Source organism: Paenibacillus sp. FSL R10-2771 (assembly GCF_038000205.1).
Lineage (GTDB): Bacteria > Bacillota > Bacilli > Paenibacillales > Paenibacillaceae > Paenibacillus_AQ > Paenibacillus_AQ phytohabitans.
This window is the reverse complement of record NZ_JBBOBM010000001.1, coordinates 2,682,571-2,704,879: the sequence shown is the minus strand read 5'-3', so window position 1 is coordinate 2,704,879 and position 22,309 is coordinate 2,682,571. Positions and strand designations below refer to the sequence as shown.

Genomic DNA, 22,309 nt, shown 5'->3' with positions numbered 1-22,309 from the left:
AGGTTCCCTTCCGGCGCTTTTATTTACAGCGAATTGGCTTTGACCTGATTGTCATATTCGGTATCGGCCTTCTTCATATATTCAGTTACGTCGGCATCGTTCACCACCATATCCTGGAGCAGCTTATAGTACCAGTTGCGGAATTGCGGAGGAATCAGGTTATCGCCCCACCAGTTATTGATGGCCAGTGACTTGGTGACACTCGTGTCGGCAATAAGATCCAGTGCAACCTGCATTTGCTCACTTGTCTCATAGGTAACTTTCTCTTTGGTGGAAGGAATGGCATTGATCGAAGCCAGGTAGACCGAGTATTGCTCCGGTGCAAAGAAGAAGCGGATAAAGTCTTTGATCGCTGCCGTTTTGTCGGCATCCTTGGCCGCATCAACGGATAACGACCAGCCGGCCGGTGACGGCAGACCGATGACATTCACTTTACCTTGGCGGTCCGGGATCGCGTAGAAGCCGAATTCGAAGCCTGGATCAGCTTCAGCAATCTGGGTAAACATCCAGGTGCCGGAATACAGCTGTGCAGCTTTGCCGGATACAAGGATCGACGCGGTCTGATTATCTGCGGTGCTCAGCCAGCCTTTGTCCACATAGTTCTTGAACAGCTCTTTGAAATCAGTCATGCCCTGGACTACATCAGGATCTGCGAAGCTGACGGTCTTGGCCGTACGCTTGGAGTTCCAGTCCGGGTCTTTGCTGTAGACATCGTCGATCAGGAATTTATTGACCCAGAAGCCCATATGGAAAATATCCTTGCCGCCTACTACCAGCGGGGAGATACCTGTAGCTTTCAATTTTTCCTGGATGGCAATGAACTCGTCATAGGTTTTGGGAAGCTCGGTGATCCCGGCGTCAGCGTAAGCTTTTTTGCTGTAAATGATCCCTTGCGGTGCATTGACCTGCATGGGAGCGTTCCATACTTTGCCGTCCACCTGCGGTGGCGATTCGAACAGCTCCAGCAGATCGGCTGGAAGCTCGACAATTTTGCCCGCATCCGCGAATACCTGGGTGTCACGCATTTCCACCAGATCCGGGAATTCTCCAACCGCATCCTTCGTCTTCAGCCAATCCAGATAAGCAGCCGATGAGGTTTCACTTAGGTCTTTGATGGTGACGTTAGGATTCGCTTCCATGAATTTCTTAACGGTATCAGCAATGGCTTTCTTGGTCGCCGGGTCACCCGACGCATAACCGATGGTGAAGCTGACATCCTTCTTCGCAGCATCAGTAGCTGCAGTATTTCCTGCCGGAGCCCCGGTTGCCGCTGCGTTGCCGCCACTGGCATTGTTATTGTTATTTCCGCCGCATGCGGTAAGTACAGTGGTTGCTGCGAGCAGCATGACGGATAATTTCGTAATGGTGTTCTTCATATCTTTAGTAACCTCCCCTTGGGTATACAGCCCGGAAACTGCCGGCCCGATGTGCGCATCATCGTCCGTAAGCGTTTCCTTATGCTCCAAGAATAGCATTCAGCCTTCACGGTTAGAATGAACTAATTTAAGAGGGATGTGCGGTAAATTTAAGAAGATTCTCCTGAGCAGAAAAAAACGAAGGTCCAGGAGACCTCCGTTCTTGCACGGGCTGTAGTGTAATGTCACTGCCAGTATTCCTGTACCTGCCTGTCGTATTCAGTATCGGCCCGTTTCATATATTCTAGTACATCCCCGTCCTTAACAACCATTTCCTGCAGCAGCTTGTAGAACCAGTTACGGAACTGCGGAGGAATCAGGTTATCTCCCCACCAATTGTTGATCATCAGAGATTTGGTAACGGCCGGATCGGCCATCAGATCAAGCACCACCTGCATCTGTTCACCGGCCTCCCGCCTGAATTCCTGCCTGGTCGAAGGAACCGAATCGATCCGGCTCAGAAATGCGGCATAAGGCTCCGGTGAGAAAAAGAACCGGATGAAGTCTTCGATCGCCTGCTTTTTGAGCGGCTCCTGCGCCGCCTGGGCAGACAGCGACCAGCCGGAGGGCGACTGCAGGCCGACCACATTCAGCTTCCCTCTACGGTCCGGCACAGCATAGAAGCCGAATTCGAAGCCTGGATCGGCTTCCTGGATTTGTGAGAACATCCAGGAGCCGGAGAACAGCTGGGCTGCCTTGCCGGATACCAGAATGGACGCCGTCTGGTTATCCCCTGTGCTTAGCCAGCCTTTATCGACATCGCTTCTGAACAGCTGTTTGAAATCAGTCATGGCCTGGACTACATTGTCATCGGTGAAGCTAACCTCACCTGCCGTCCGCTTCGCGTTCCAGCCGGGATCAGCGGCATATACATCATCAATCAGAAATTTATTAACCCAAAAGCCCATATGAAAAATATCCTTGCCGCCTACAACGAGCGGAGTGATCCCGCTTGCCCGCAGTCTGTTCTGGATCTCCAGAAATTCATCGTAGGTTGCCGGAAGCGTCTTAATGCCTGCCTCGGCATACGCTTTCTTACTATAAATAATACCCTGCGGGGCAGCGACAAACAGCGGGGCATTCCATACCTTGCCGCCGATCCGCGGCGGCTGATCGAACAATTCCGCCAGCTCATCGGGGAGCGGAACAATCTTCTCCGCATCGGCGAAGGCCTCGGTATCCCTCATCTCTACCAGATCGGGGAACTCGCCCACGGCATCCTTAACCTTCAGCCAATCCATATAGGCAGAGGAGCTTGTCTCACTGACATCCTGGACGACTATGTCCGGATTCGCCTGCATGAAGGTCTTTATGGTATCCTCGATAGCCTGCTTCGTCGCCGGATCACCGGAGGCATAACCTATAGTAAAGCTTATTTCACCTCCCCCGGATGCTGTATCCGGGCGGCTCCCCTGATCAGCCGCATGATTCCCTCCGATTCCGCCTGATCCGGTTTTGCCTCCACAGCCGGACAGGATCAGCGCGGCCGCAAGCGGCACTATTGTTATTTTCATACATGATATCCTCGGCATTTGCACCACCTGTGTCCTCCTCATTCAGTGATAACCGGGAACGTCAGCGTAATGGAGGTCCCGACATACTCTCTGCTGTTCACAGACAGGCCATACGCCTCCCCGAAGCTGGAGCGGATGCGCTCATGCACATTTTTCATGCCGACATTCTTGCTTGGAGCCTCCGGGTCTTTCAGAATCTTATTAATGCGGGACAGAGTCTCCCTGCTCATCCCCACGCCATCATCATATATCGTAATCGCCAGCACCTGCTCTCTCCGTTCGACCGTAATGCCGACGGTTCCTTTTCCCTGCAGGCGCAGTCCATGCTGAACCGCATTCTCCACCATCGGCTGCAGAGACAGCTTCAGGATAGGCCAGTCCAGATTAACATCCGGGGCAATATCCAGATGCAGCTCGAAGCGGTTCTCATACCGTACAGAAATAATATAGAAGTAATTCTGCAGATGGGCGAGCTCGCTGGCAAGGCTTACGCGGTCTTCCCCGTAATCGATGACATACTTCAGCTCATTGGATAACGCCAGAATCATATCCGCCACCTCGCCCGCTTCCTTATCCACGGCGTTCATCCGGATCACCTCAAGGGTGTTGTACAGGTAATGGGGCCGGATCTGGCTCTTCAGTGCATTCAGCTCGGTCTGCTTCTGCTTGATCTGGGCCACATAGGCCTCATCAATGTAGACCTGCAGCCGTTCCACCATCCGGTTGAACCCGTGGGCCAGCCTGCCCATCTCATCATTGCTGTTCACGGAGAGCTGGATATCCAGCTTGCCCGACTCCACCACGGCCATCTGCCGGATCAGCTCCCGGATGGGAGCCGCGAGACGTCTGGAGAACCAGGCCCCCATTACAATCATTACAAAAGCACACATGCCAATGGCGATATACACCGTTGCCCGCGCCGACAGCAGCTGTTCGAACAGGTTGCCGCGGTGGATTTTGGCGATGACCTGGCCATTCAAAAAAGGGATGGACTCACTGAGTACAATCATCTCATTGTTAGTTTGATCAGCAGCTCTAGCCCCCGCCGCACCGGCAGGCTGGTTGCTGAAATACGTCCGCCCCTCCCCGTCAAGCAGGTACAGCTCATCCTTCTCCCCGAGACTCAGCTCACGGAAGAACTGCTGGAATAACGAGGTATCGATATCCAGGAAAAGCGTTCCGACTACCTTGGGCTCTTTGGTCACCCGTCCGGAGGTATCAATCAGGCTGCGCCCGATCGTGAACACCTGGCGGTCTGAGCCATAGAAGTAACTGTCCTGATGGGTGGGGAAAATAGCCACCTTCGCAGGGTCACCTGCCATGGCGGACAGCCACTCCGCATTCGGAACCGTCTCCATGTTCAGCGACCGGTTGCCACGCTCCTGAACATACAACTTACCGTCAGACTGGCGGATAAACTGGACACTGGAAATATAAGAATCACTGAACAGAACGGTCTTCAGGAAGGATTCTATCGGAATGGTGTTGATCTGCTCCAGCTCATTCACATTCTGTGTCTGATTCTGCGAATAGCTCTCAATGAATCCCTCATAACGCCCTGTATACATTAATTTGGATACTTCATTATACTGATTGAACGCTGAATTCAGATTATAGCTCATATAGAGTACCATTTGCTGCAGATTGCTGGTGGTATACCGCTCCACATAACCCGAGAAGGTCTGTACGGAGAAGAAACTCAGCGCAAAGAGCGGAATCAGCCCGACCAGCAGGAAGGATGCAGAAAATTTAACAAAAATACTCTTCGGTCCCCGTCCCCAGAATCGCACGGGCCATCGTCTTTTCACTCTATGATCTCCCTCCAATCCGCTTAGTTCCTGACCGATTGCTTGTATTCCTGCGGCAGCTTGCCGAATTGCTTCTTGAACATGTCGCTGAAATGCCGCGCATTGTTGTAGCCGACCCGGTCGGCAATCTCGTAGACCATCAGGTCACTCTGCAGCAGCAGCCGCTGGGCATGACCCATCCGCACTTCGGTAACATAATTCTTGAAGTTCTGGCCGGTATGCTTCTTGAAGAAGCTGCTGAAATAATAGGGATTCATATACACCATGGCGGCTATGGACTCCAGCGTAATATTCTCGGCATAATGCTCCTCCACATAGGTTTTCACCTGCGCGAGCTGCGGCATTTCCTTGCCGGAGATCCGGCAGCTCAGCTGCTCGGACATTTTGGACAGGACCGCTTCAAATTCCTGCTGCAGTGCGCCGAAGGTCGGGGCATCCGCCAGCTTTTCAAGCAGCGGCTTCTCTCCCTGATTCAACAGCCCCGCATCCGCGCCGAAATCAGCCATATCTTGTTCAAGCTGGATCACGGCATTATACACATAGGACACCGCCTGGTTCCGGCTATCTCCAGAGAGCAGACGCACGGTCTCCAGCAGCTCGCCGGTTAACGCCGTTAGCCGCTCCTTGTCGAGTGATTTGAGCGCTTCCGGCAGGCTGCTCTGGATGGCAGCAAGTGTAGATACAGGTATAGCAGTCTCCATTGGTTCGGCGGGATAAGGAATCACCCGGTTCAATCCGGCAAAATATCTGAATCTTAGCGCTTTCAACGCAGACTGGTAGGAATCCGCCGCCTCTTCAATACCGCTGGCCGGGCGGCCGATGCCTATTGAGACCTGCAGCTTCAGAAAGCTGTTGATTTTGTGATGCAGATCCTCCATTAATTGCTGCGGTTCATTCAGATGCTCATGCTGAAGCAGCACCCCGAAACGCTCTCCTTTGCGGAACACATACCCGTTGCCCCTGCCGTCCACCGTCTCCTTGATGATGTTCAACAAGGCGAATTCCACCAGCTTGCGTTCCCGTTCCTCCCAGCGCGAAGGCTGGCCGCCGTATTCATCCGTCTCGATGACACATACGCTGGCATAGCGGGTAATCGCCGTGTTGCCCATCCGGGCAAGCGTAGCTGCCGCAGCCTTATTGCCGTCGGTCAGCTGCTCCAGCTGCTCCTCAACCGTAACAGACAGGTTCTTCCGCTCATAGGATTTGAGCATTTCCTTGTTGCGCTCTTCTTCGGATTCCTGGCGGATCACCGTTACTGCGCGGATCACTACCTGCTCCAGCTGTCCCGTATTCACCGGCTTGACCAGATAATCCAGCGCCCCGTATTGTACCGCTTGCTGGGCATAACTAAATTCCTGATAGGCGCTGATAAAGACCACTTTGATCGGACGACCGGAATGATGGATTTCACGGATAATATCGATACCCGAATAACCCGGCATACTGATATCACTGATAATGAGATCGGGATGACAGCTGTCGATCATCGCCTTCAGCTCTATCCCGTCACATGCTTCCCCTACTATATTAAGCCCGAGGCTCTCCCAGGCTATGAGCTTCTTCAGCCCGCGCAGAATAACCGGCTCGTCATCCGCAAGCAGCACCCGTATGGTTCTGTTCATTGCTGCACCTCCGCATGGTTGTCATTGATATATTATTACAGGATTGCGGCTGTTTCAGTCTATAGTCGTTATTGAAGAGATTCATCCAATTATACTGTATCACGATAACCCCGGCGGCCGGGTGAAGCTTTTTAAGAGGAAAGCGCAGTTTTTTAAGAATATTGCCGCTTGGGTCTACCGGCATTCAGGCTGAGAGAGAACAAATAAAAGAAAACAGCAGCAGTCATATAAGAGGGGAACCTCCATAGGCGGCCGGGCAGCAGGAGAGCAGTATGACTGTCAGCGGCAAAAGCGGGAGTACTGTGCGGAGAGTAACGGCTTATCTGATCAAGCACTGCGGCAAGCATTTCACCGGGGAACAGCTTGCTTCACAGCTGAATATGAATTGCAGCTACCTGTCGGCCGCGTTCAAGCAGGCCACCGGACAGACGATTATTGAGACCCATACCAAGCTCCGGATGAACAAGGCTATCGAGCTGATGCGGACGAGCTTGTACAATGTATCTGAGATCAGTGAAGCGCTTGGCTACCCCAACCCTTACTACTTCAGCCGCGTGTTCAAAAAAGTGCTCGGTGAATCCCCCTCCTCCTATATGAAGCATCTGTACCGCACCTGAGCATGGGCGAAGCTGGGAACACCGGCCGGACTCATGGTACAATACCAGAAATGACCTGCTATGCAGGGCAGGTGAACATGAGACTCTTATATAATCCTTGAAAAGTTGGTGACCTGCTTGATCTACCTCATTAAATTCGCATACAGCTTTGTTCTGCCTCCGGGAATTTTTGTAATCCTGCTGCTGGGGATGGTGGTCTGGCTGTGGAAAAGCAGCCGCCGGCCGGCGGTCGTACTGCTCGCAGTGAGCCTGCTGCTCTATCTGTCGATGACCTCTGTGGTCAGTGACCTGCTGATCGGCAGTCTGGAACGGCAATATACGCAGCCTTCTGCAGTAGAAGGTGATGTTATTGTTATCCTCGGCGGAGGCGCTACCTCCGGTACTCCGGATCTGGACGGGCAGGGCAATATGTCCGGTCCGGCGGCGAACCGGCTGCTGGCTGCCGCCCGGCTGTACCGGCAGACCGGACTGCCGGTTATTTTCTCCGGCGGCCAGGTGTATGCGGACAGCGGCAATGAAGCCGATATCGCCCGGCGGCAGCTGATCGGACTCGGCATCCCGGCAGAAGACATCCTGCCGGAGAACCGCTCGCTTAACACCGAGCAGAATGCGGTCAACACCGCTGCACTTATGCAGGAACACGGGTTTAGCCGTCCGGTGCTGGTCACCTCAGCCTTCCACATGCCGCGCAGCATGGTGCAATTTGAGCACGCGGGACTAACGCCGCAGCCCTTCCCGGTGGATTACCTGGCCAGCCGGCCCATGTCACTCTATTTCAACAAATTCACTCCCTCCGCCGGGGCCGTCTCCACCACCGGACTGGCGCTGAAGGAGTATCTGGGGCTTGTGGCAGCGAAGCTGTTGCCTTAACTGCTCAAGCTGCAAACCGGGCATGACGGGGAACTCCCACGGACTCAGTCCGCATACTTCTGAACGACCGCATCCATTCACCTCGTTGATCCTTACTTTGCGGATGGGCTGCCGGGTAGTATCTGTGGTATCTGCACTATATTACATACATCCTTAGTGAAAGCGAGGAATGCCTGTGACTCAGCACGAAGAAATATTGACCGGCGGAAATGTGAATCACATTGTCCGTAAGGCGGACACCGTCCGCCGTCCCACAGGGGATTGGAGTCCCAATGTCCATGCACTGCTGCGGCATCTGGAGAAGCAGAACTTCGGGGGAGCGCCACGTTTTCTCGGAATCGATGACGCCGGGCGTGAAATACTGAGCTATATTCCAGGAGAAGTCCCAGGCAATGCTTACCCTGAACTTAAGCCATATATGTGGTCTGGTGAGACACTTGCAGATGTAGCACGCCTGTTACGTCATTACCATGATGCGACTGAAGGATTCAACCCGCAACCAGAGGGAAGCTGGCAGCTCAGCTATGCCGATACCAGTGCGCATGAAGTGATCTGCCATAATGACGCTGCCCTGTACAATGTGGTTTTTCAGAATGATGCTCCAGTGGCATTGATTGATTTCGACATGGCCGGACCCGGTCCGCGGATGTGGGATATTGCCTATTCCATCTACACATCAGTTCCGCTGGCCAGCTTCGCACCTGACTACTCGTCAGGGTCCACTGCAGCATACCAAACCCATTTACATGCATCAGACCGGCGCCAGCGGATACAGTTATTTTTTGAGGCTTATGGGATTCCTGTCCCTAAGGATCTGCATACGTGGATCATTGAGCGTTTGACTGTCATGTGCGACACGCTCAAGAATGGGGCCGCGAGCGGCAATCCTGCTTTTATGAAAATGGTTGATGAGGGGCATCTGGCACACTATGAGCGTGAAATCCAGTTTATAACCGGTCACTACGCAGAATGGAGTTAGCCGAAACCGCCAAAAAAGCCGGAATCCCTAGACCTCCAGGAATTCCGGCTTCTTGTTCTACTGCTATTCTTTAATCAGATCCGTAAATACAGCTGACACCACATCTGCCAGCAGCTTAGGCTCAAGCTCCATCTGCATGCCGACGCGGCCTGCACTGACGGCGATGGTCTGCAACCCCTCCGCGCTGCTGTGTATGAACGTAGGATACAGCTTCTTCATGCCAACAGGCGAACATCCGCCGCGCACATAACCTGTCCACTTCAGCAGCTCCTTAAGCGGGAGCATCTCGATCTTCTTCGCTCCGGCGGCTTTGGCCGCTTTCTTGAGATCAAGCTCTTCAGCCACCGGAATAACAAATACATAGGGCTGCGGCCCGCTGTGTGATACCAGTGTCTTAAACACAGTCTCCGCCGGGAGGCCAATCTTCTCAGCAACAGCACTCCCGTGAATCTGGCCATCCTCATTATCATAAGTATGAAGGGTGTATCCGGCCTTTTTTGCATCTAGCATACGCATGGCATTGGTTTTGTTCACTTGCATGTCCCTGCTACCTCCAACCACTCTCCGGCGCGCCGGAGCTTTCTTCAGTCCTGCTATACTCTACCCTGAAAGACTTGCCTCCAGCGGCTAATCCCGCGGGTAATTCACCTGCATAATATCCATGAACGGAACCTTGATAATTTCTTCGTTATATCGCAGATGTACCTTGCCGGTACGCGAATCCATCTCCACAATCACTCCGCGAACCTGTTCTTCCTTCCCCCAGACCGTCAGCAGAATCTCGGAATCCTCCTGTTTCGCCTCGACCAGCTGATTGCCCAGCTCTTCCAGCACGAATTCGTCGCGGGTTGGACGTTTTGCTACTTTTGCCTTCGCCACACTATGCCTCCAGTAAGCCATTACAAATTTATGATACTTCCGGGTGTAAATGCTCCCATATATTATAACACGACCTTTACCCCGGGTTTACAAAATAATACCGTTCTCTGCAGCCAATTTTCGCTATCCCCCGGATACTGCCCTTTATTCTTTATTCAAAAGCGCTGCCCCCGCGATCCCGGGATGGGTCATTTCATACGGATCGAGGATCAGATTCAGCTCTTCCTCGCTGAGTACATTATATTTCAGGCATAAAGCGCGCACGGATTCGCCGGTCAGAATCGCTTCTCTGGCAATACGCGACACCACTTCATAGCCCAGATGCGGGTTCACCGCAGTAATGATGCCGACGCTCTGCTCGACTTCCCGCTGCAGCTTCTCCTTATTGGCCACGATTCCCGCCAGGCAGTAGTCCGTGAACACCTTGAAGGAATTGTTCATAATGCTGATCGACTGGATCAGATTGAATACCAGCACTGGCTCCATAACGTTCAGCTCGAGTTGGCCTGCCTGGGCGGCGAGACAGATCGTATGATCATTGCCGATGACCTGAAAAGCGACCTGATTGATCACCTCGGCCATCACCGGATTCACCTTGCCGGGCATGATCGAAGATCCGGGCTGGCGGGCCGGAAGCGTAATTTCATTAAAGCCGGAACGCGGACCGGAGGCCATCAGCCGCAGGTCATTGGCGATTTTGGACATGTTCATCATGCAGACCTTCAGCGCTGCCGAAACCTCGGTGTAGGCATCGGTATTCTGCGTAGCATCCACCAGATGCTCAGCACTCACCAGCGGCAATCCGCTGATCTCGGCCAGGAGTTCTACCACCCGCGCTATATAACGCGGCTCCGCATTCAGTCCGGTGCCGACCGCCGTCGCCCCCATGTTCACCTGATAGAGATGATGCCGCGTATGCTCGATCCGCTGAATATCACGCTCCAGCACCCGGCTGTACGCCTCGAATTCCTGGCCCAGACGGATCGGCACCGCATCCTGAAGATGGGTCCGTCCCATTTTGATAACCGGATCAAATTCTGCCGCCTTCAGCACAAATACGCCATGCATGCTCCGCATAGTCACCAGCAGCTGTTCCAGCAGAGAGAGCGTGGCAATATGAATCGCCGTCGGAAAAGCATCGTTCGTGGACTGTGCCATATTCACATGCGTGTTGGGACTAAGCTGCAGATAATCGCCTTTGGCCCGGCCCAGCAGCTCCAGCGCGCGGTTCGCAATCACTTCATTCGCATTCATATTCAGCGAGGTGCCGGCCCCGCCTTGAATCGGGTCCACGATGAACTGGTCATGCCACTTTCCGGCAATCACCTCATCCGCCGCAGCAACGATAACTTCCCCCAGTCCCTTGTAGAGTCTGCCGATTTCCATATTGGCCAGTGCCGCAGATTTCTTGACGATGCCCATAGCTTTAATCAGCTCCTGATGCACCCGATACCCGGTTATCGGGAAATTCTCTACTGCACGCAGCGTCTGTATCCCGTAGTAGGCGTGTTTCTCCACCTGTTTGCTTCCTAAGAAATCCTTCTCCAGCCGGTACTCTATCTCTGTCATAATGCTCCCCCCATGTCCTGTAGTCGATGATCGGCTTTCACAATAGTTATCTTATTCTTTCCTTTGATCTACTAAGATATTACCATTCTTAACATATCATGCTCCAGCCCATCTTGATAGCGAAGCTGGCTGCAGACAGCGCAAAAGAACCCGGCAGACGCTTCAGCATCCCCGGGTCCTCTATAGGTTCATTAATTATTTACAAGCTTAGACAGAATAACTGTCAAAAGAAACCGGTTTGCCGTTAATCTCTGCTTTTACCTCTGTCAGGCCATTGTCTGTGCTTAGCTGCAGATGCGCTTTGCTGATCAGAGAGCTATATTCCGCGGACAGAATTTCTCCCGCTCCAAACTTAGGTGCCCGCTGTGCGGCGGCTGCGGCAAACTCATCAAGCCCGCTTATTCCCAGCTCCGCAGCCTGGCTGACGCTTAGCGCTTCAACAACGACTCCGCCCGGCATCCCTGCGGAGATCACCTCGAGATAATCCGGGCGTTCCAGCAGCTCATAGCCATGCGATAAGTAGACGGCAAAATACACATTGCCTGCATAACCGAACAGTGCCGAAGGCTGCTTGATCCATTCCCCTTTCGGAAGCACTCCTACTATTGCAGTGGCCTCCCCCTCGGGAACCGGGAACAGGGATATGACGGTGTTCTTATGATACAGGACTTCCATATAAGGGCTTTGGTGACGCGGATCGCCCGCGTTATACCCCTGGCCCGGATGGAAGAAGTACAGCCGGTTCACGCCTTCGGCTGCACCCACAGGGAGCGAATACGCCCAGCGCAGCTGCTCATTGTCGAATTCCTCTACCCGCTCCCACATGCCGCCTGCCGCATAATCCTCTGTGATGTAGGCATAGGAATGGAGCGGCGGCTGGCGGTCCGGATCTCCGGCAACCACCTTCTCGGTTTGCTTCTTGACCTCTACCGCTGCCTCGCGGTTCAGTGCATTCGAACGCACCTGCTCCGGCGCTTCATAGAACAGGAAACCGGCATATTCGGTGCGAGGCATCTCCGCCGGCAGCTTGAAGTCTCCGAACTGCACATAGTCTTGCAGCACATTACCGTCAGCCGGCACATCATGCGGCCAGCCTCTGGAATGGGCACCTGCCCAGGCGCCCTGCAGATACCACTGGCTCCGCTCGTTCCAGAGATAATCCAGCATCTCGCCAAGGGTATGCTTAATGCCGCTGTCTGTCTCCAGCTCCCAGGCACAGGTGAACGCCTGCACCCAGTGCCAGAACCACGGGAGGCTGCCGTACTCCGGCATCCCTTTCTCCCGGATATGCGCCAGTGTGATGTCCAGACTGCGCAGTCCGTCTTCCAGCAGCTCATCATCCTCGAAGAAGTTGCCGAAGATCAGCTTGGCTGCCGTATATTTCGCTTCATGGTGGCCGAACGTCGTTACCGGCTTACGGAAAAATCCGCTGCGGTACACATGACCGATGGCCGTGTGGAAGGCAATACGCAGCCCCGCGCTAAACTGGGTCGAATATTGCTTGCAGAACCAGACCATCAGGCTGCCCATGATCTCCACCGGCAGCTCATGCGGCGGCGCTTCTCTAGGCTGCGGATTCAAGCCCAGCGGCCAGTGGCCATAGAGTTCTGTACCGGGCTGGCGGTTCTGCAGCAGGACCGTTTCCAGCATGACAGCTTCCGCCTTCCGTTTCGCTTCCTCCTTATCGAAAGGCAGCTCCAGCGTATCATCTACCGCAGCGGCAAATAAATAAGAAGCATAATAGAAGTTATTCCGCACATCATCATGGAACCAGAGGCCGCTCGCAAGCAGCGGACGCCGCTCCGCCTCCAGTGCGATTGAACTGATAATTTCCTGCCGGCGTATTTTATAAGAAGTCTGATCCTGAAGCCTGTCTGCCATTTCCCTCACCCTCCAATATATATTTTCTGTATCACGAGCCCCTAATCCGGGAGTCATGTCCGCGTGTGTATACATAGAACAACTATCCCTCTTCTATTAGGTATACTCCACCCTGGGAACTCACTGCTTTCCAGCTCTATTGTGCACGCTTTCAGTTCAGATGGCAATCTCTAAAACTAACAAACAAACTAAAATAAACGTACTAAAAAAGATTATCTCTTGCCAAATGAACGTAAATGGATTAAATTGTACCTATACGAACGAAAATACATTTTTCTTAAGGAGATTGAATATTCAATGGAAAGACGTTTTGCATCACATCCGAATGAAGTTAAGCAGTTTGACACTGAGCGCCTGCGCAAGGAGTTCCACATTCCGGTTATTTTTGCTCCGGATGAACTGAAGCTTGTCCTGACCCATGAAGACCGCATGATCGTTGGCGGGGCTAATCCGGTCAATGAGGATGTTGTACTTACAACTGACCTTAAGGAGCTTGGAGTAACTTACTTCCTGGAACGCCGTGAGCTGGGTATTATCAATGTCGGCGGCAAAGGTTCGGTTGTTGTAGACGGAACTGAATATGAAGTTGACTTCAAGGAATGCCTGTATGTAGGCCAAGGCTCCAAAGATGTTATTTTCAAAAGCGCGGATAGCGCCAAACCGGCGAAATTCTACCTGAATTCCGCTCCGGCTCACCAGTCCTACCCTACTACCAAGACCACGCTGGCTGAATCCGAATCCGGAGCCATGGGCGGACTTGAGAATTCCAACGAACGTACGATTCACCGCTTCATTCACACGAACGGCGTGCAGAGCGCACAGCTTGTTATGGGAATGACTCAGCTGAAACCGGGCAGCATGTGGAACACCATGCCATCCCACACTCACCCGCGCCGGATGGAAGCTTACTTCTACTTCGATCTGCCGGATGACTCTATCGTCTTCCACCTGATGGGCGAGCCTACAGAAACCCGCCACATTGTAATGCACAATGAACAGGCTGTCATTTCCCCAAGCTGGTCCATTCACAGCGGCGTGGGTACACATAACTACACCTTCATCTGGAGCATGGCCGGAGATAATAAACGTTACGACGATATGGACCCCGTAGGCATGAAAGAATTACAATAGAAGCAAATCAACTACGGAAAGATGAGGCAGGCGGATGAACCCGATACGGCGACACGAGATGATAATGGAAGTTATGCTGAACCAGAAGGATGTAACAGTGAACGAGCTGAGCGACAAGCTCCAGGTAACGGGAAAAACAATCCGCGAGGACTTAAGCAAGCTGGAGGAACAAGGACTGATCATGCGTGTACACGGCGGAGCTGTGCTGGCACAGAGCGATCAATTCGGGATTCTGCCCTCCAAAGACCCGCTGGATAAGTATTCCGAGGAGAAATCGGAGATTGCCCTGCGTGCGCTGGCACATATCGCCAAGGATGACATCATTGCACTCGACGGCGGGAGCACCACGCTTGAGATTGCCCGGCGGCTGGAGAATATGCCCCTGACGGTCATTACCAATGATGTGTATATCATCAGCGAGCTGGTTCCCAAAGACAACATACGTCTGGTCGTTCCCGGAGGGTACCGTGTCCGCAATATGCTGGCCGGCCCTGAAGCTGTCTCCTATGTACAGAAGCTTAATATTCAAAAAGCCTTTCTCTCGGCGACAGCCGTTCATATTGAGCATGGCCTGTCCATCTATACCGGAGATTTAATCGATTTCAAACAAGCCCTGGTATCCACAGCCCGCCAGGTATTCGCCGCTTGCGATCATCACAAATTCGGGCACACCGCTCTGCGCACCTTTGCTTCACTGCAGGAAGTCGATGTGCTGCTTACAGACAGCGGGCTTGCGCCCGAGACGGTGGAGCTGTTCCGCAAGGCAGGCGTCAACATCGAGTGCGGGTAGTTTAAATACCATTTAAGCCCTATAAGCGATACTCAATTATGCAACTTAAAAGGAGAGAATTATAATATGTCATCTTTATTCAGTTTGGCAGGTAAAACAGCAATCGTAACGGGTGCCGCACAGGGTCTTGGACAAGGGATCGCCCTTGCCTTCGCAGAAGCTGGCGCAGATGTAATTTCCGCTTCCCTTAATGGAAGTGAAGAAACTGTTGCAGCAGCTGAAGCTTTTGGCGTCAAGGCACTCAGCATCGCTACTGATCTGAGCGATCATTCCAAGCTTCAGGGCATGTTCGACGAAGCTGTTGCCTTCACAGGCAAAGTAGACATCCTCGTGAACTGCGCGGGTATGATCCGCCGTACTCCAGCCAAGGATCACAGCGAAAAAGACTGGTTTGACGTTATCAACCTCAACCAGAACACTGTATTCCTGCTGTCCCAGATCGCCGGCCGCCACTTCCTTGAAAGAGGCAACGGTAAAATCATCAACATCTGCTCCATGCTCTCCTACCAGGGCGGCATTAACGTACCAGGCTACACTGCAAGTAAGCATGCCGTAGCAGGTCTGACTAAAGCTTTCGCTAACGAATGGGCTGGTTCCGGCCTGAACATCAACGCGATCGCTCCAGGATACATGGCTACTGAGAACACAGCTCCAATCCGTGCGGATCAGAGCCGTTCCGATTCAATCCTTGACCGCATTCCAGCCGGACGCTGGGGAACTGCTGAAGATGTTAAGGGCCCTGCTGTATTCCTGGCATCCGCGGCTTCCGATTACCTGAACGGACATATCCTTAATGTAGACGGCGGATGGCTGGCCAGATAATTCCGGCTTGGAATTTTTGAATAACAGTACCATGAATTGATTCGGCTTGCTCCAACTATATAGATAATAAGCGCCGTATATACAAACTGAGCGCGTATAGACAGAATTGTTCATAGTTTAGCAGAGGCTGTTCAGAGCAGCTGCTAAACACATCAAACCCCGGATGCTTCTTAGGCACCGGGGTTCTTTGTATGCTCAGTCCGGCCCAGCCCTTATCGGAACACGATGAACTCGTCAGGATTCGCACGAATGTAACCGGCGATGATCCGCAGAGTATGTGCTGTAAGCTCCTGATATTGTGCATATAGGGTGGCTACGGCTTCTTGCAGCTCCGGGTCCGCTTCCAAATCTGTAATTGCCGCTTCGTCCCAGCCCGTGCCTGCACGCAGGTTCCTCGCCTCGAACAGCTCTTTCGATTCCTCCAGCAGATGAATCAGTGGAGCATCTTCAAAAAACTGCAATCCCTCCAGCACACCGCTCCAGTATCCCGGCTGATCCAGCAGATAACTGAGCCACCCGTAGTATTCTTCTGCGGACTTAGAGCTATGGTCATACAGAATCCGGAACATACAGAGTGCCCTTTGTCCCCTGCTAAGCTGTGCGATTGCTTCATTCTTCACCGCCGGAGATTTGGCGCGGATCTTCATGAACGTGGGTTCCATGCAGGCATAGCCGAGCCGTTCATCGCTTAGCGAGTAGAATGTAGTACGCTCCATGGGTACTGGCTGCATTAGTCGTCCTCCCTGACAGTCAAGAATATAGAGCATGCCTGAACAATGGCTAAATACAAGAAATGCAGGATAAGTATCCCTATGAAGATTAGTCCGGTAACCGGTGCCGGCTCGTCCTCGTGTACTGTCATGGGAAAAAGCGCAGCGAACATGTAGACGAATAAGCTGAAATAGGCAAACCAGAGCAGACTCGTAATCAGAGCTATTCTCAGGTTGTCCAGTATTCGCCGGGTTACATACACGATCAGAAATCCGGTCAGCAAAAAGCCTGCGATATTGATTAGCGTGACCGTACGCTCAACCTTCCCGTACTCCCATCCGGTGATCCGGCTAATCCTCAGTGCATTTCCAATCAGCTCAATGGCTGCAAAGACCGGCAGAGCCAAGATGATGCTGGCCAGATTTAGCTTAATCAAATATTTCATCGTTCTCCTCCTGTGCCGTACCTTCCCTCTACCATACCTTCATTTGGATATTACTGTATTTCTGTATCTATGGTAAGCTGTAAAAAATATAATCGTCAAGACCCGCTGCATTCCGCATCCTGCTTTGACGCAATTGGTGAAGGAGCTTCTGTATGACCGAAGAGATACTAACTACATTTGATGAGCAAGGTAATAGAACCGGAACCGCTCCCCGCGATGAGGTACACCGCCACGGTCTCTGGCACGAGACCTTTCACTGCTGGTTTGTCCGTCAGGCTGACAATGGACTGATGATCTACCTCCAGCTGCGCAGCCGGCACAAAAGAGATTATGCCGGACTGCTCGATATCACCGCTGCCGGACATCTGCTGGCTGACGAGACGGTAGAGGATGGAGTCCGTGAGGTACAGGAGGAGCTGGGCCTTGAGCTGGCTTTTGACGAATTAAAGCCTTTGGGGATTATCCCCTACCAGATGGATACAGCCGGGTTTATGGACCGGGAGCGGGCGAATGTTTTTGTTTACGAGAACAATTATGCTCTAAGTGACTTCTCTCTGCAGCAGGAAGAGGTAGCAGGGATCGTCCAGGCCCGCTTCACCGAGTTCCGCAGCTTCATCGCTGGAGCTGGCAGCACTCTACATGTGCAAGGCTTCCGGGTAACCGATGACGGTGAACGGGCCGAAATTAATGAGCAGGTTGATCTCTCACAGCTCGTCCCGCATGAGATTGCTTATTATTTGCGGGTTATTGAGGGAATTGAAACTCTTTATAGCAGGGCATGACGTCCGGATTTCAAAAACCTATTTGCTTACTCGGCTGCTTCCACGGCAAAATGTCAGGCGTAAGCAAATGGTTTCCCGGGAATTAAGTAGATAAACAGCATCTGCTTCACTGCAAATTGGAGGCTTATCAGATCATTCAAAAAGGCAGAACCCGACTTTTAGCGGGTCCTGCCTTTTTTACTCATTGCTTACATTTTCAGCAGATTATACCTTTGCAGTCTGGCGTTTCAGCATAACCAGCCCGTTGACCGGCAGCTTCAGCTCTGCAGGTGCAGCAGCACCGGATTCGAGGTCCGTATACTCCTGACCATCCAGCGTTACCACTTGCTCGCTGCCGCTGAAATTCTGCACAAATACATAATCATGCTCGCCGTCACTGCGCAGCTGAGCCGTTACTCCTGTAGGAAGCTCGGTGTTCAGGGAGCGGCTGATGCGTTCTTTTCCGGCAATGGCAGCATACAGATCCACATAGAACTGCGGGTCCTTCACACGTGTGGCCAGATGATAGGCTTTGCCTGCCCCCAGCTTGTTCACGGTCAGTGCCGGACGTCCGCCGTAGAAGTCGCTGCGGTAATGACCCAGCGCTTCGGCACCCTCCAGATGAATCAGCTCAGCGATTTCATGCGCATCGTAGTCTCCGGTCAGCTTCAGGGTGTTGCCAGGGTCCATCACAAGGCCGTTCAGATCACGGCTGTGCAGTCCTTCTGTCTCTTCTGCCCAGATTCCCAGGGTTCTGCGCAGCGGTCCAGGGAAGCCGCCCAGGTGGCACAGGTCCGTCTCGCCAACGACTCCCGACCAATAGGTAGCCAGGAATGTGCCGCCCTGCTCCACATACTTCTCAATCCGCTTGCCGTTTTCCTCACTGATCAGGTACAGCATTGGCGCAATTACCAGCTTGTAGCCGGACAGATCATCACCAGAGCCGACCACATCCACAGGAATCCCCAGCTCCCACAGTCCACGGTAATGCTGAAGCACGGTTTCTTCATATTTCAGCCCGGAATTGCGGATACCCTGGGCATCCTTAACCGCCCAGCGGTTGTCCCAGTCGAACAGGATGGCTGTTTCGGCAGGAGTGGTTGTACCCACTACATCTGTTAATCCTGCCAGCGTACGGCCAACCTCAGCCACATCTCTGAATACACGGGTCTCCGCATGTCCGCTGTGATCGACAACTGCGCCGTGGAACTTCTCGCTGGAGCCGCGGCTTTTGCGCCACTGGAAGTATTGCACGGAGTCTGAACCATGGGCTACCGCCTGCAGGGAGGACAGCTTGTGCATACCCGGACGCTTCAGCTTGCTGACAATCTGCCAGTTCGTGAGCGAAGGTGTGCTTTCCATCAGCAGGAACGGTTTCTTTTTGAAGCTGCGGTACATATCGTGGTGCATCGCCGTCCAGGCTGCCAGCCGGGCATCATCATCGTCCTCGGTATACCCCCAGTCCGGATAAGCATCCCAGGAGACCACATCAAGGATCTTCGCCAGGTTACGATAATCAATGCCGTCGATCATATGCATGTTGGTTGTCACCGGCAGCTCAGGATTGAAGCTGCGCACCGAGTCAATCTCATGCTGGCAGAAGTTAATCGTCTGGTCACTTACGAAACGGCGCCAGTCCAGGTTAAGACCATGCACCTGAGTCTCTCCGTGCGGAGCCGGGGATTCAATCTGTTCCCAGGAGGTGTACGTATGGCTCCAGAATGTGGCCCACCAGGCATGATTCAGCTCGTCCAGACTTCCCTTATATTTAACCTTGAGCCACTCTCTGAAGGCATTCTGACAGTAATCACAGTGGCATTCGCCGCCGAATTCATTCGAGATATGCCAGCCGATAACTGCCGGGTGATGAGCGTAACGCTCAGCCAGCTTGGAGTTCATCAGCGCGGTTTTTTCACGGTAGACCGGTGAAGTGAAGCAGTGATTATGGCGGACCCCGTGCAGATTGCGCACCCGGTTACGTTCTACCCGCAATACCTCAGGATATTTCTCCGACATCCAGGCCGGACGTGCTCCGCTTGGCGTAGCCAGGAAGGCATAAATTCCATTATCCTTAAAAGTATCCAGCAGCTGATCGAGCCAATCGAAGGTGAATACTCCTTCTTCACGCTCCAGCGATACCCAGGAGAAAATCCCCACGGACATTACATTGCAGCCTGCCAGCTTCATCATCCGGATATCTTCTTTCAGCACCTCAGGGTATTTCAGCCATTGCTCGGGATTATAGTCGGCACCATGCAGCATTACAGGAGCCTTGCTGCTGATTGCAGGAACTTTGCTGTTCATATTATTACATTCATCCTCTCGTATAGGGTTCGATGTTAGAATGGGACTTTTCACTGATATAAGTTCTTCGTCAGCTCTATCCCTTTAGCTTGTAACCGTTTATACTATTTATAATAAAGGATAATCAGTTGCCAATGGTAGTATAATAATAGCGTTTCCATAGCACAAAATGAATATGAGGTGTTTACATGCTCCCCTTCTCCCTGATCGAAATGCCGCGCGACCTGAATGCGTTCCCCTTATACCCTTATTCGGTCGGCCGCCATATCCAGTATCACCATGTGCGTCCGGCCGGATTCCCGGTGCATCAGATATTCCTGATCCGCAGCGGCAGCGGACGGTTCCGCGACCTTGAGAACGGCACTGAGACCGTGCTGAAGCCGGGAATGGCCTATGCTTTTCCACCCGACCGCGGGCACGAGTATTATCCGCTGTCACATGAGCCGTGGCATGTAGGTTTCATCGGCTTCCATGGAAGCCAGTCAGCATCTGTGCTGGAGGGGCTCGGCCTGCTGCCGTCTGCACTGTTTCATCCTGAACGGTTCGAGGATTGCTGGGATATGATCGGCGGAATCTGGCATACGGTAAACGGAAACAGCACCGGCCGCCAGGAGGAGCAGTCGATGCAGGATCTGTCGGTAACCCTCTATAGGCTGCTGCTGATGCTGCGCAGGAGCGAATGCTCCGCCGGTACGGCGACCCGCCTGGAGAACGAAAATGTACGCAACGAAGCTCTGAATAAGGCCGTCAGCCTGATCAACGAGCATTTCACGGAGCCGCTGCTGATTACGAATCTGGCCGCTGCCGTCGGTTATTCTGTCCAGCATTTCCAGCGTCTGTTCCTGCAGGAATACGGCGTGACTCCGCATAAATATCTGCAGAACCTGCGGCTGCAGCGCGCCGTACAGATGATCACCGAGGACCCTGAGCGTCCTGTGCAGGATATCGCCCTCAACCTTGGGATGGACACCAATTATTTCATCCGCGTCTTCCGCAAGGCGCACGGGGTGACTCCGGGGGTGATGCGGAGCCGGTTGCATGGGAGTGCAGAGTGAGCAACGTATCCGTGCTCCATCCGTTACGCCAAACTGCATAAGACGTCCAGAACCCCCAAACATATGAAAAATAGTCAGCTCAACTGTGACCCGAAGGTGTGCTTGGGGGGATGGGGTTATTTTCACGGACGAGTTCAGCCCGCAAATACTTAAACCAAATGCTCCACACAGTTGTACAGCTGGCAATCCCAGTTATTATTGGTTTTGGTGAGCAGGGTTAGCGAAGCATTATCTATGTAGGTGGTGGTGAACACTTGCGGCAGCAGGTGCTGGAGCGTCAAGCCGATTAAGGCACCGTGGCTGACAACCAGTATTTTTTTGTTACCATAGCGGTTATACAGCTCCTCCAGAACAAGCGCGCCTCTGCGTGATACATCCTCTGCCGTCTCCATCCCGAGCTCCAGGCTCCGCCAGTCCTGCCCCCATCTTCCGAGCCATTCTGCCTCATTCAGCCCTTCCAGCTGTCCGCAATCCATTTCACATATCCGTTCGTCAATCAGGTGCTCCTCAATCCCTGAGGCAGCAGCAATAATCTCTGCAGTCTCCCTGGCCCGGCACAAGTGGCTGGAAATCATGATGTCCCACCGCTCCTTACGCAGCCGTCCGGCAAGTTTAACCGCCTGTTCCCTGCCTTCCCTGTTAAGCGGGATATCCGCCAGTCCCTGAGCCCTTCCTGCGATATTCCACTCTGTAATCCCATGCCTGATTAAACCGATTGTTGCCATTCGAATGAACCTCCATCGTTATCGTCTATTGATTACTGCAATTTATCACCGAAATCTCTCGTTAGCTGTGGCACAGCGGATTGAGCTACTTACTCACTTTTGCATGGGGCACTATTGTTGTACGAATTACAACTTTAATCCCATAATAACCGGGTGTTCAAGCGAATTGTTGTACGAAATACAAGAATTGTCCCGCTCAGCCGCTTGGAGGTCGGGAAATCCTGCTTTTTATACAACAATTTCCGATTTGGGCCGAAATAATGAGGAAAATGTTGTATTATGTGCAGGATTATCCAAAAGTCACCGGTTCGCCGGATCTCCACCACTACCAGCGAGTTAACCGGTGAATTATGGCAACAGTAGCACCCCTAAGTAACCTAAAGCCCAAAGATCACCAAAGTCACAGCTGAT

20 protein-coding genes are annotated in these 22,309 nt (G+C 52.7%); 8 read left to right on the top strand and 12 right to left on the bottom strand.

The annotated features are described in order from the left end of the window. Window positions 1-23: 23 nt before the first annotated feature. From NSU14_RS11690 to NSU14_RS11675, 4 genes are all read right to left on the bottom strand, one after another. The gene (locus NSU14_RS11690; RefSeq protein WP_340948928.1) at window positions 24-1,376 is read right to left on the bottom strand and encodes an ABC transporter substrate-binding protein; all 1,353 of its coding nucleotides are present in this window, start codon (window positions 1,374-1,376) and stop codon (window positions 24-26) included. Window positions 1,377-1,600: 224 nt separating this feature from the next. Continuing rightward, window positions 1,601-2,929, bottom strand: a complete 1,329-nt coding sequence (locus tag NSU14_RS11685) for an ABC transporter substrate-binding protein (protein ID WP_340944883.1) — start codon at window positions 2,927-2,929, stop codon at window positions 1,601-1,603. 38 nt (window positions 2,930-2,967) lie between these two features. Further along, a complete protein-coding gene (locus NSU14_RS11680; protein ID WP_256703985.1) occupies window positions 2,968-4,737 on the bottom strand; it encodes a cache domain-containing sensor histidine kinase in 1,770 nt (589 codons plus the stop codon). Between the two features lie 23 nt (window positions 4,738-4,760). Beyond that, window positions 4,761-6,359 carry a response regulator gene (locus NSU14_RS11675; protein WP_340944878.1) on the bottom strand — a complete coding sequence of 533 codons (1,599 nt, stop codon included), beginning with the start codon at window positions 6,357-6,359 and terminating at the stop codon, window positions 4,761-4,763. A 272-nt stretch (window positions 6,360-6,631) separates the two neighbouring features. Between NSU14_RS11675 and NSU14_RS11670 the strand changes: the two genes are divergently transcribed. The 3 genes from NSU14_RS11670 (at window position 6,632) to NSU14_RS11660 (ending at window position 8,825) form a co-directional block, all read left to right on the top strand. Next, on the top strand, window positions 6,632-6,976 hold the full coding sequence (locus NSU14_RS11670; protein ID WP_340944876.1) for a helix-turn-helix domain-containing protein: 345 nt from the start codon (window positions 6,632-6,634) through the stop codon (window positions 6,974-6,976). 117 nt (window positions 6,977-7,093) lie between these two features. Next, the gene (locus tag NSU14_RS11665) at window positions 7,094-7,846 is read left to right on the top strand and encodes a YdcF family protein (RefSeq protein WP_039294870.1); all 753 of its coding nucleotides are present in this window, start codon (window positions 7,094-7,096) and stop codon (window positions 7,844-7,846) included. Window positions 7,847-8,021: 175 nt separating this feature from the next. Further along, window positions 8,022-8,825, top strand: a complete 804-nt coding sequence (locus NSU14_RS11660; protein WP_156118657.1) for an aminoglycoside phosphotransferase family protein — start codon at window positions 8,022-8,024, stop codon at window positions 8,823-8,825. A gap of 63 nt (window positions 8,826-8,888) precedes the next feature. Here the strand turns inward: NSU14_RS11660 and ybaK are convergent, their stop codons facing one another. The 4 genes from ybaK to NSU14_RS11640 all read right to left on the bottom strand — a co-directional run bounded on the left by ybaK (window position 8,889) and on the right by NSU14_RS11640 (window position 13,154). Beyond that, a complete protein-coding gene (ybaK, locus tag NSU14_RS11655) occupies window positions 8,889-9,365 on the bottom strand; it encodes a Cys-tRNA(Pro) deacylase (RefSeq protein ID WP_039294679.1) in 477 nt (158 codons plus the stop codon). 87 nt (window positions 9,366-9,452) lie between these two features. After that, window positions 9,453-9,704: a YolD-like family protein gene (locus NSU14_RS11650; RefSeq protein WP_039294685.1), complete on the bottom strand. Its 252-nt coding sequence runs from the start codon at window positions 9,702-9,704 to the stop codon at window positions 9,453-9,455. A gap of 144 nt (window positions 9,705-9,848) precedes the next feature. Next, window positions 9,849-11,273 (bottom strand): aspartate ammonia-lyase, encoded by a 1,425-nt coding sequence (gene aspA / locus NSU14_RS11645; RefSeq protein ID WP_042138041.1) that lies wholly within the window; start codon window positions 11,271-11,273, stop codon window positions 9,849-9,851. Window positions 11,274-11,480: 207 nt separating this feature from the next. Continuing rightward, on the bottom strand, window positions 11,481-13,154 hold the full coding sequence (locus NSU14_RS11640) for a hypothetical protein (RefSeq protein WP_076246870.1): 1,674 nt from the start codon (window positions 13,152-13,154) through the stop codon (window positions 11,481-11,483). Window positions 13,155-13,451: 297 nt separating this feature from the next. Here NSU14_RS11640 and kduI point away from each other — a divergent pair, with 297 nt between their 5' ends. The 3 genes from kduI to kduD all read left to right on the top strand — a co-directional run bounded on the left by kduI (window position 13,452) and on the right by kduD (window position 15,897). Beyond that, window positions 13,452-14,285: a 5-dehydro-4-deoxy-D-glucuronate isomerase gene (gene kduI / locus NSU14_RS11635; RefSeq protein ID WP_039294695.1), complete on the top strand. Its 834-nt coding sequence runs from the start codon at window positions 13,452-13,454 to the stop codon at window positions 14,283-14,285. Window positions 14,286-14,319: 34 nt separating this feature from the next. Continuing rightward, complete coding sequence (locus NSU14_RS11630) at window positions 14,320-15,075, top strand: DeoR/GlpR family DNA-binding transcription regulator (RefSeq protein WP_039294698.1); 756 nt, start codon at window positions 14,320-14,322, stop codon at window positions 15,073-15,075. Between the two features lie 66 nt (window positions 15,076-15,141). Next, on the top strand, window positions 15,142-15,897 hold the full coding sequence (kduD, locus tag NSU14_RS11625; RefSeq protein WP_042138045.1) for a 2-dehydro-3-deoxy-D-gluconate 5-dehydrogenase KduD: 756 nt from the start codon (window positions 15,142-15,144) through the stop codon (window positions 15,895-15,897). A 212-nt stretch (window positions 15,898-16,109) separates the two neighbouring features. Here the strand turns inward: kduD and NSU14_RS11620 are convergent, their stop codons facing one another. Both NSU14_RS11620 and NSU14_RS11615 read right to left on the bottom strand, forming a co-directional pair. Beyond that, entirely contained in the window at window positions 16,110-16,628 is a 519-nt protein-coding gene (locus NSU14_RS11620) for a hypothetical protein (protein WP_340944866.1), read from the bottom strand. Next, window positions 16,628-17,053, bottom strand: a complete 426-nt coding sequence (locus tag NSU14_RS11615; RefSeq protein ID WP_042138049.1) for a hypothetical protein — start codon at window positions 17,051-17,053, stop codon at window positions 16,628-16,630. Before NSU14_RS11615 ends, NSU14_RS11620 begins: the two co-directional genes overlap by 1 nt. A 152-nt stretch (window positions 17,054-17,205) precedes the next feature. Here NSU14_RS11615 and NSU14_RS11610 point away from each other — a divergent pair, with 152 nt between their 5' ends. Next, the gene (locus NSU14_RS11610) at window positions 17,206-17,835 is read left to right on the top strand and encodes an NUDIX hydrolase (RefSeq protein WP_340944861.1); all 630 of its coding nucleotides are present in this window, start codon (window positions 17,206-17,208) and stop codon (window positions 17,833-17,835) included. Window positions 17,836-18,039: 204 nt separating this feature from the next. Here the strand turns inward: NSU14_RS11610 and NSU14_RS11605 are convergent, their stop codons facing one another. After that, window positions 18,040-20,118: a beta-galactosidase gene (locus NSU14_RS11605; protein ID WP_340944857.1), complete on the bottom strand. Its 2,079-nt coding sequence runs from the start codon at window positions 20,116-20,118 to the stop codon at window positions 18,040-18,042. Window positions 20,119-20,306: 188 nt separating this feature from the next. Here NSU14_RS11605 and NSU14_RS11600 point away from each other — a divergent pair, with 188 nt between their 5' ends. Continuing rightward, window positions 20,307-21,173: an AraC family transcriptional regulator gene (locus NSU14_RS11600; RefSeq protein ID WP_081970044.1), complete on the top strand. Its 867-nt coding sequence runs from the start codon at window positions 20,307-20,309 to the stop codon at window positions 21,171-21,173. 149 nt (window positions 21,174-21,322) lie between these two features. Here the strand turns inward: NSU14_RS11600 and NSU14_RS11595 are convergent, their stop codons facing one another. Next, a complete protein-coding gene (locus NSU14_RS11595) occupies window positions 21,323-21,898 on the bottom strand; it encodes a histidine phosphatase family protein (protein WP_340944854.1) in 576 nt (191 codons plus the stop codon). Between the last annotated feature and the right edge of the window lie 411 nt (window positions 21,899-22,309).

Bases quoted from the DNA above. Each gene is read 5' to 3' on its own strand.
- NSU14_RS11690 (WP_340948928.1), bottom strand. From the start codon at position 1,376: ATGAAGAACACCATTACGAAATTATCCGTCATGCTGCTCGCAGCAACC.
- NSU14_RS11685 (WP_340944883.1), bottom strand. From the start codon at position 2,929: ATGAAAATAACAATAGTGCCGCTTGCGGCCGCGCTGATCCTGTCCGGC.
- NSU14_RS11675 (WP_340944878.1), bottom strand. From the start codon at position 6,359: ATGAACAGAACCATACGGGTGCTGCTTGCGGATGACGAGCCGGTTATT.
- NSU14_RS11670 (WP_340944876.1), top strand. From the start codon at position 6,632: ATGACTGTCAGCGGCAAAAGCGGGAGTACTGTGCGGAGAGTAACGGCT.
- ybaK (WP_039294679.1), bottom strand. From the start codon at position 9,365: ATGCAAGTGAACAAAACCAATGCCATGCGTATGCTAGATGCAAAAAAG.
- aspA (WP_042138041.1), bottom strand. From the start codon at position 11,273: ATGACAGAGATAGAGTACCGGCTGGAGAAGGATTTCTTAGGAAGCAAA.
- NSU14_RS11640 (WP_076246870.1), bottom strand. From the start codon at position 13,154: ATGGCAGACAGGCTTCAGGATCAGACTTCTTATAAAATACGCCGGCAG.
- kduI (WP_039294695.1), top strand. From the start codon at position 13,452: ATGGAAAGACGTTTTGCATCACATCCGAATGAAGTTAAGCAGTTTGAC.
- NSU14_RS11630 (WP_039294698.1), top strand. From the start codon at position 14,320: ATGAACCCGATACGGCGACACGAGATGATAATGGAAGTTATGCTGAAC.
- kduD (WP_042138045.1), top strand. From the start codon at position 15,142: ATGTCATCTTTATTCAGTTTGGCAGGTAAAACAGCAATCGTAACGGGT.
- NSU14_RS11620 (WP_340944866.1), bottom strand. From the start codon at position 16,628: ATGCAGCCAGTACCCATGGAGCGTACTACATTCTACTCGCTAAGCGAT.
- NSU14_RS11615 (WP_042138049.1), bottom strand. From the start codon at position 17,053: ATGAAATATTTGATTAAGCTAAATCTGGCCAGCATCATCTTGGCTCTG.
- NSU14_RS11610 (WP_340944861.1), top strand. From the start codon at position 17,206: ATGACCGAAGAGATACTAACTACATTTGATGAGCAAGGTAATAGAACC.
- NSU14_RS11605 (WP_340944857.1), bottom strand. From the start codon at position 20,118: ATGAACAGCAAAGTTCCTGCAATCAGCAGCAAGGCTCCTGTAATGCTG.
- NSU14_RS11600 (WP_081970044.1), top strand. From the start codon at position 20,307: ATGCTCCCCTTCTCCCTGATCGAAATGCCGCGCGACCTGAATGCGTTC.
- NSU14_RS11595 (WP_340944854.1), bottom strand. From the start codon at position 21,898: ATGGCAACAATCGGTTTAATCAGGCATGGGATTACAGAGTGGAATATC.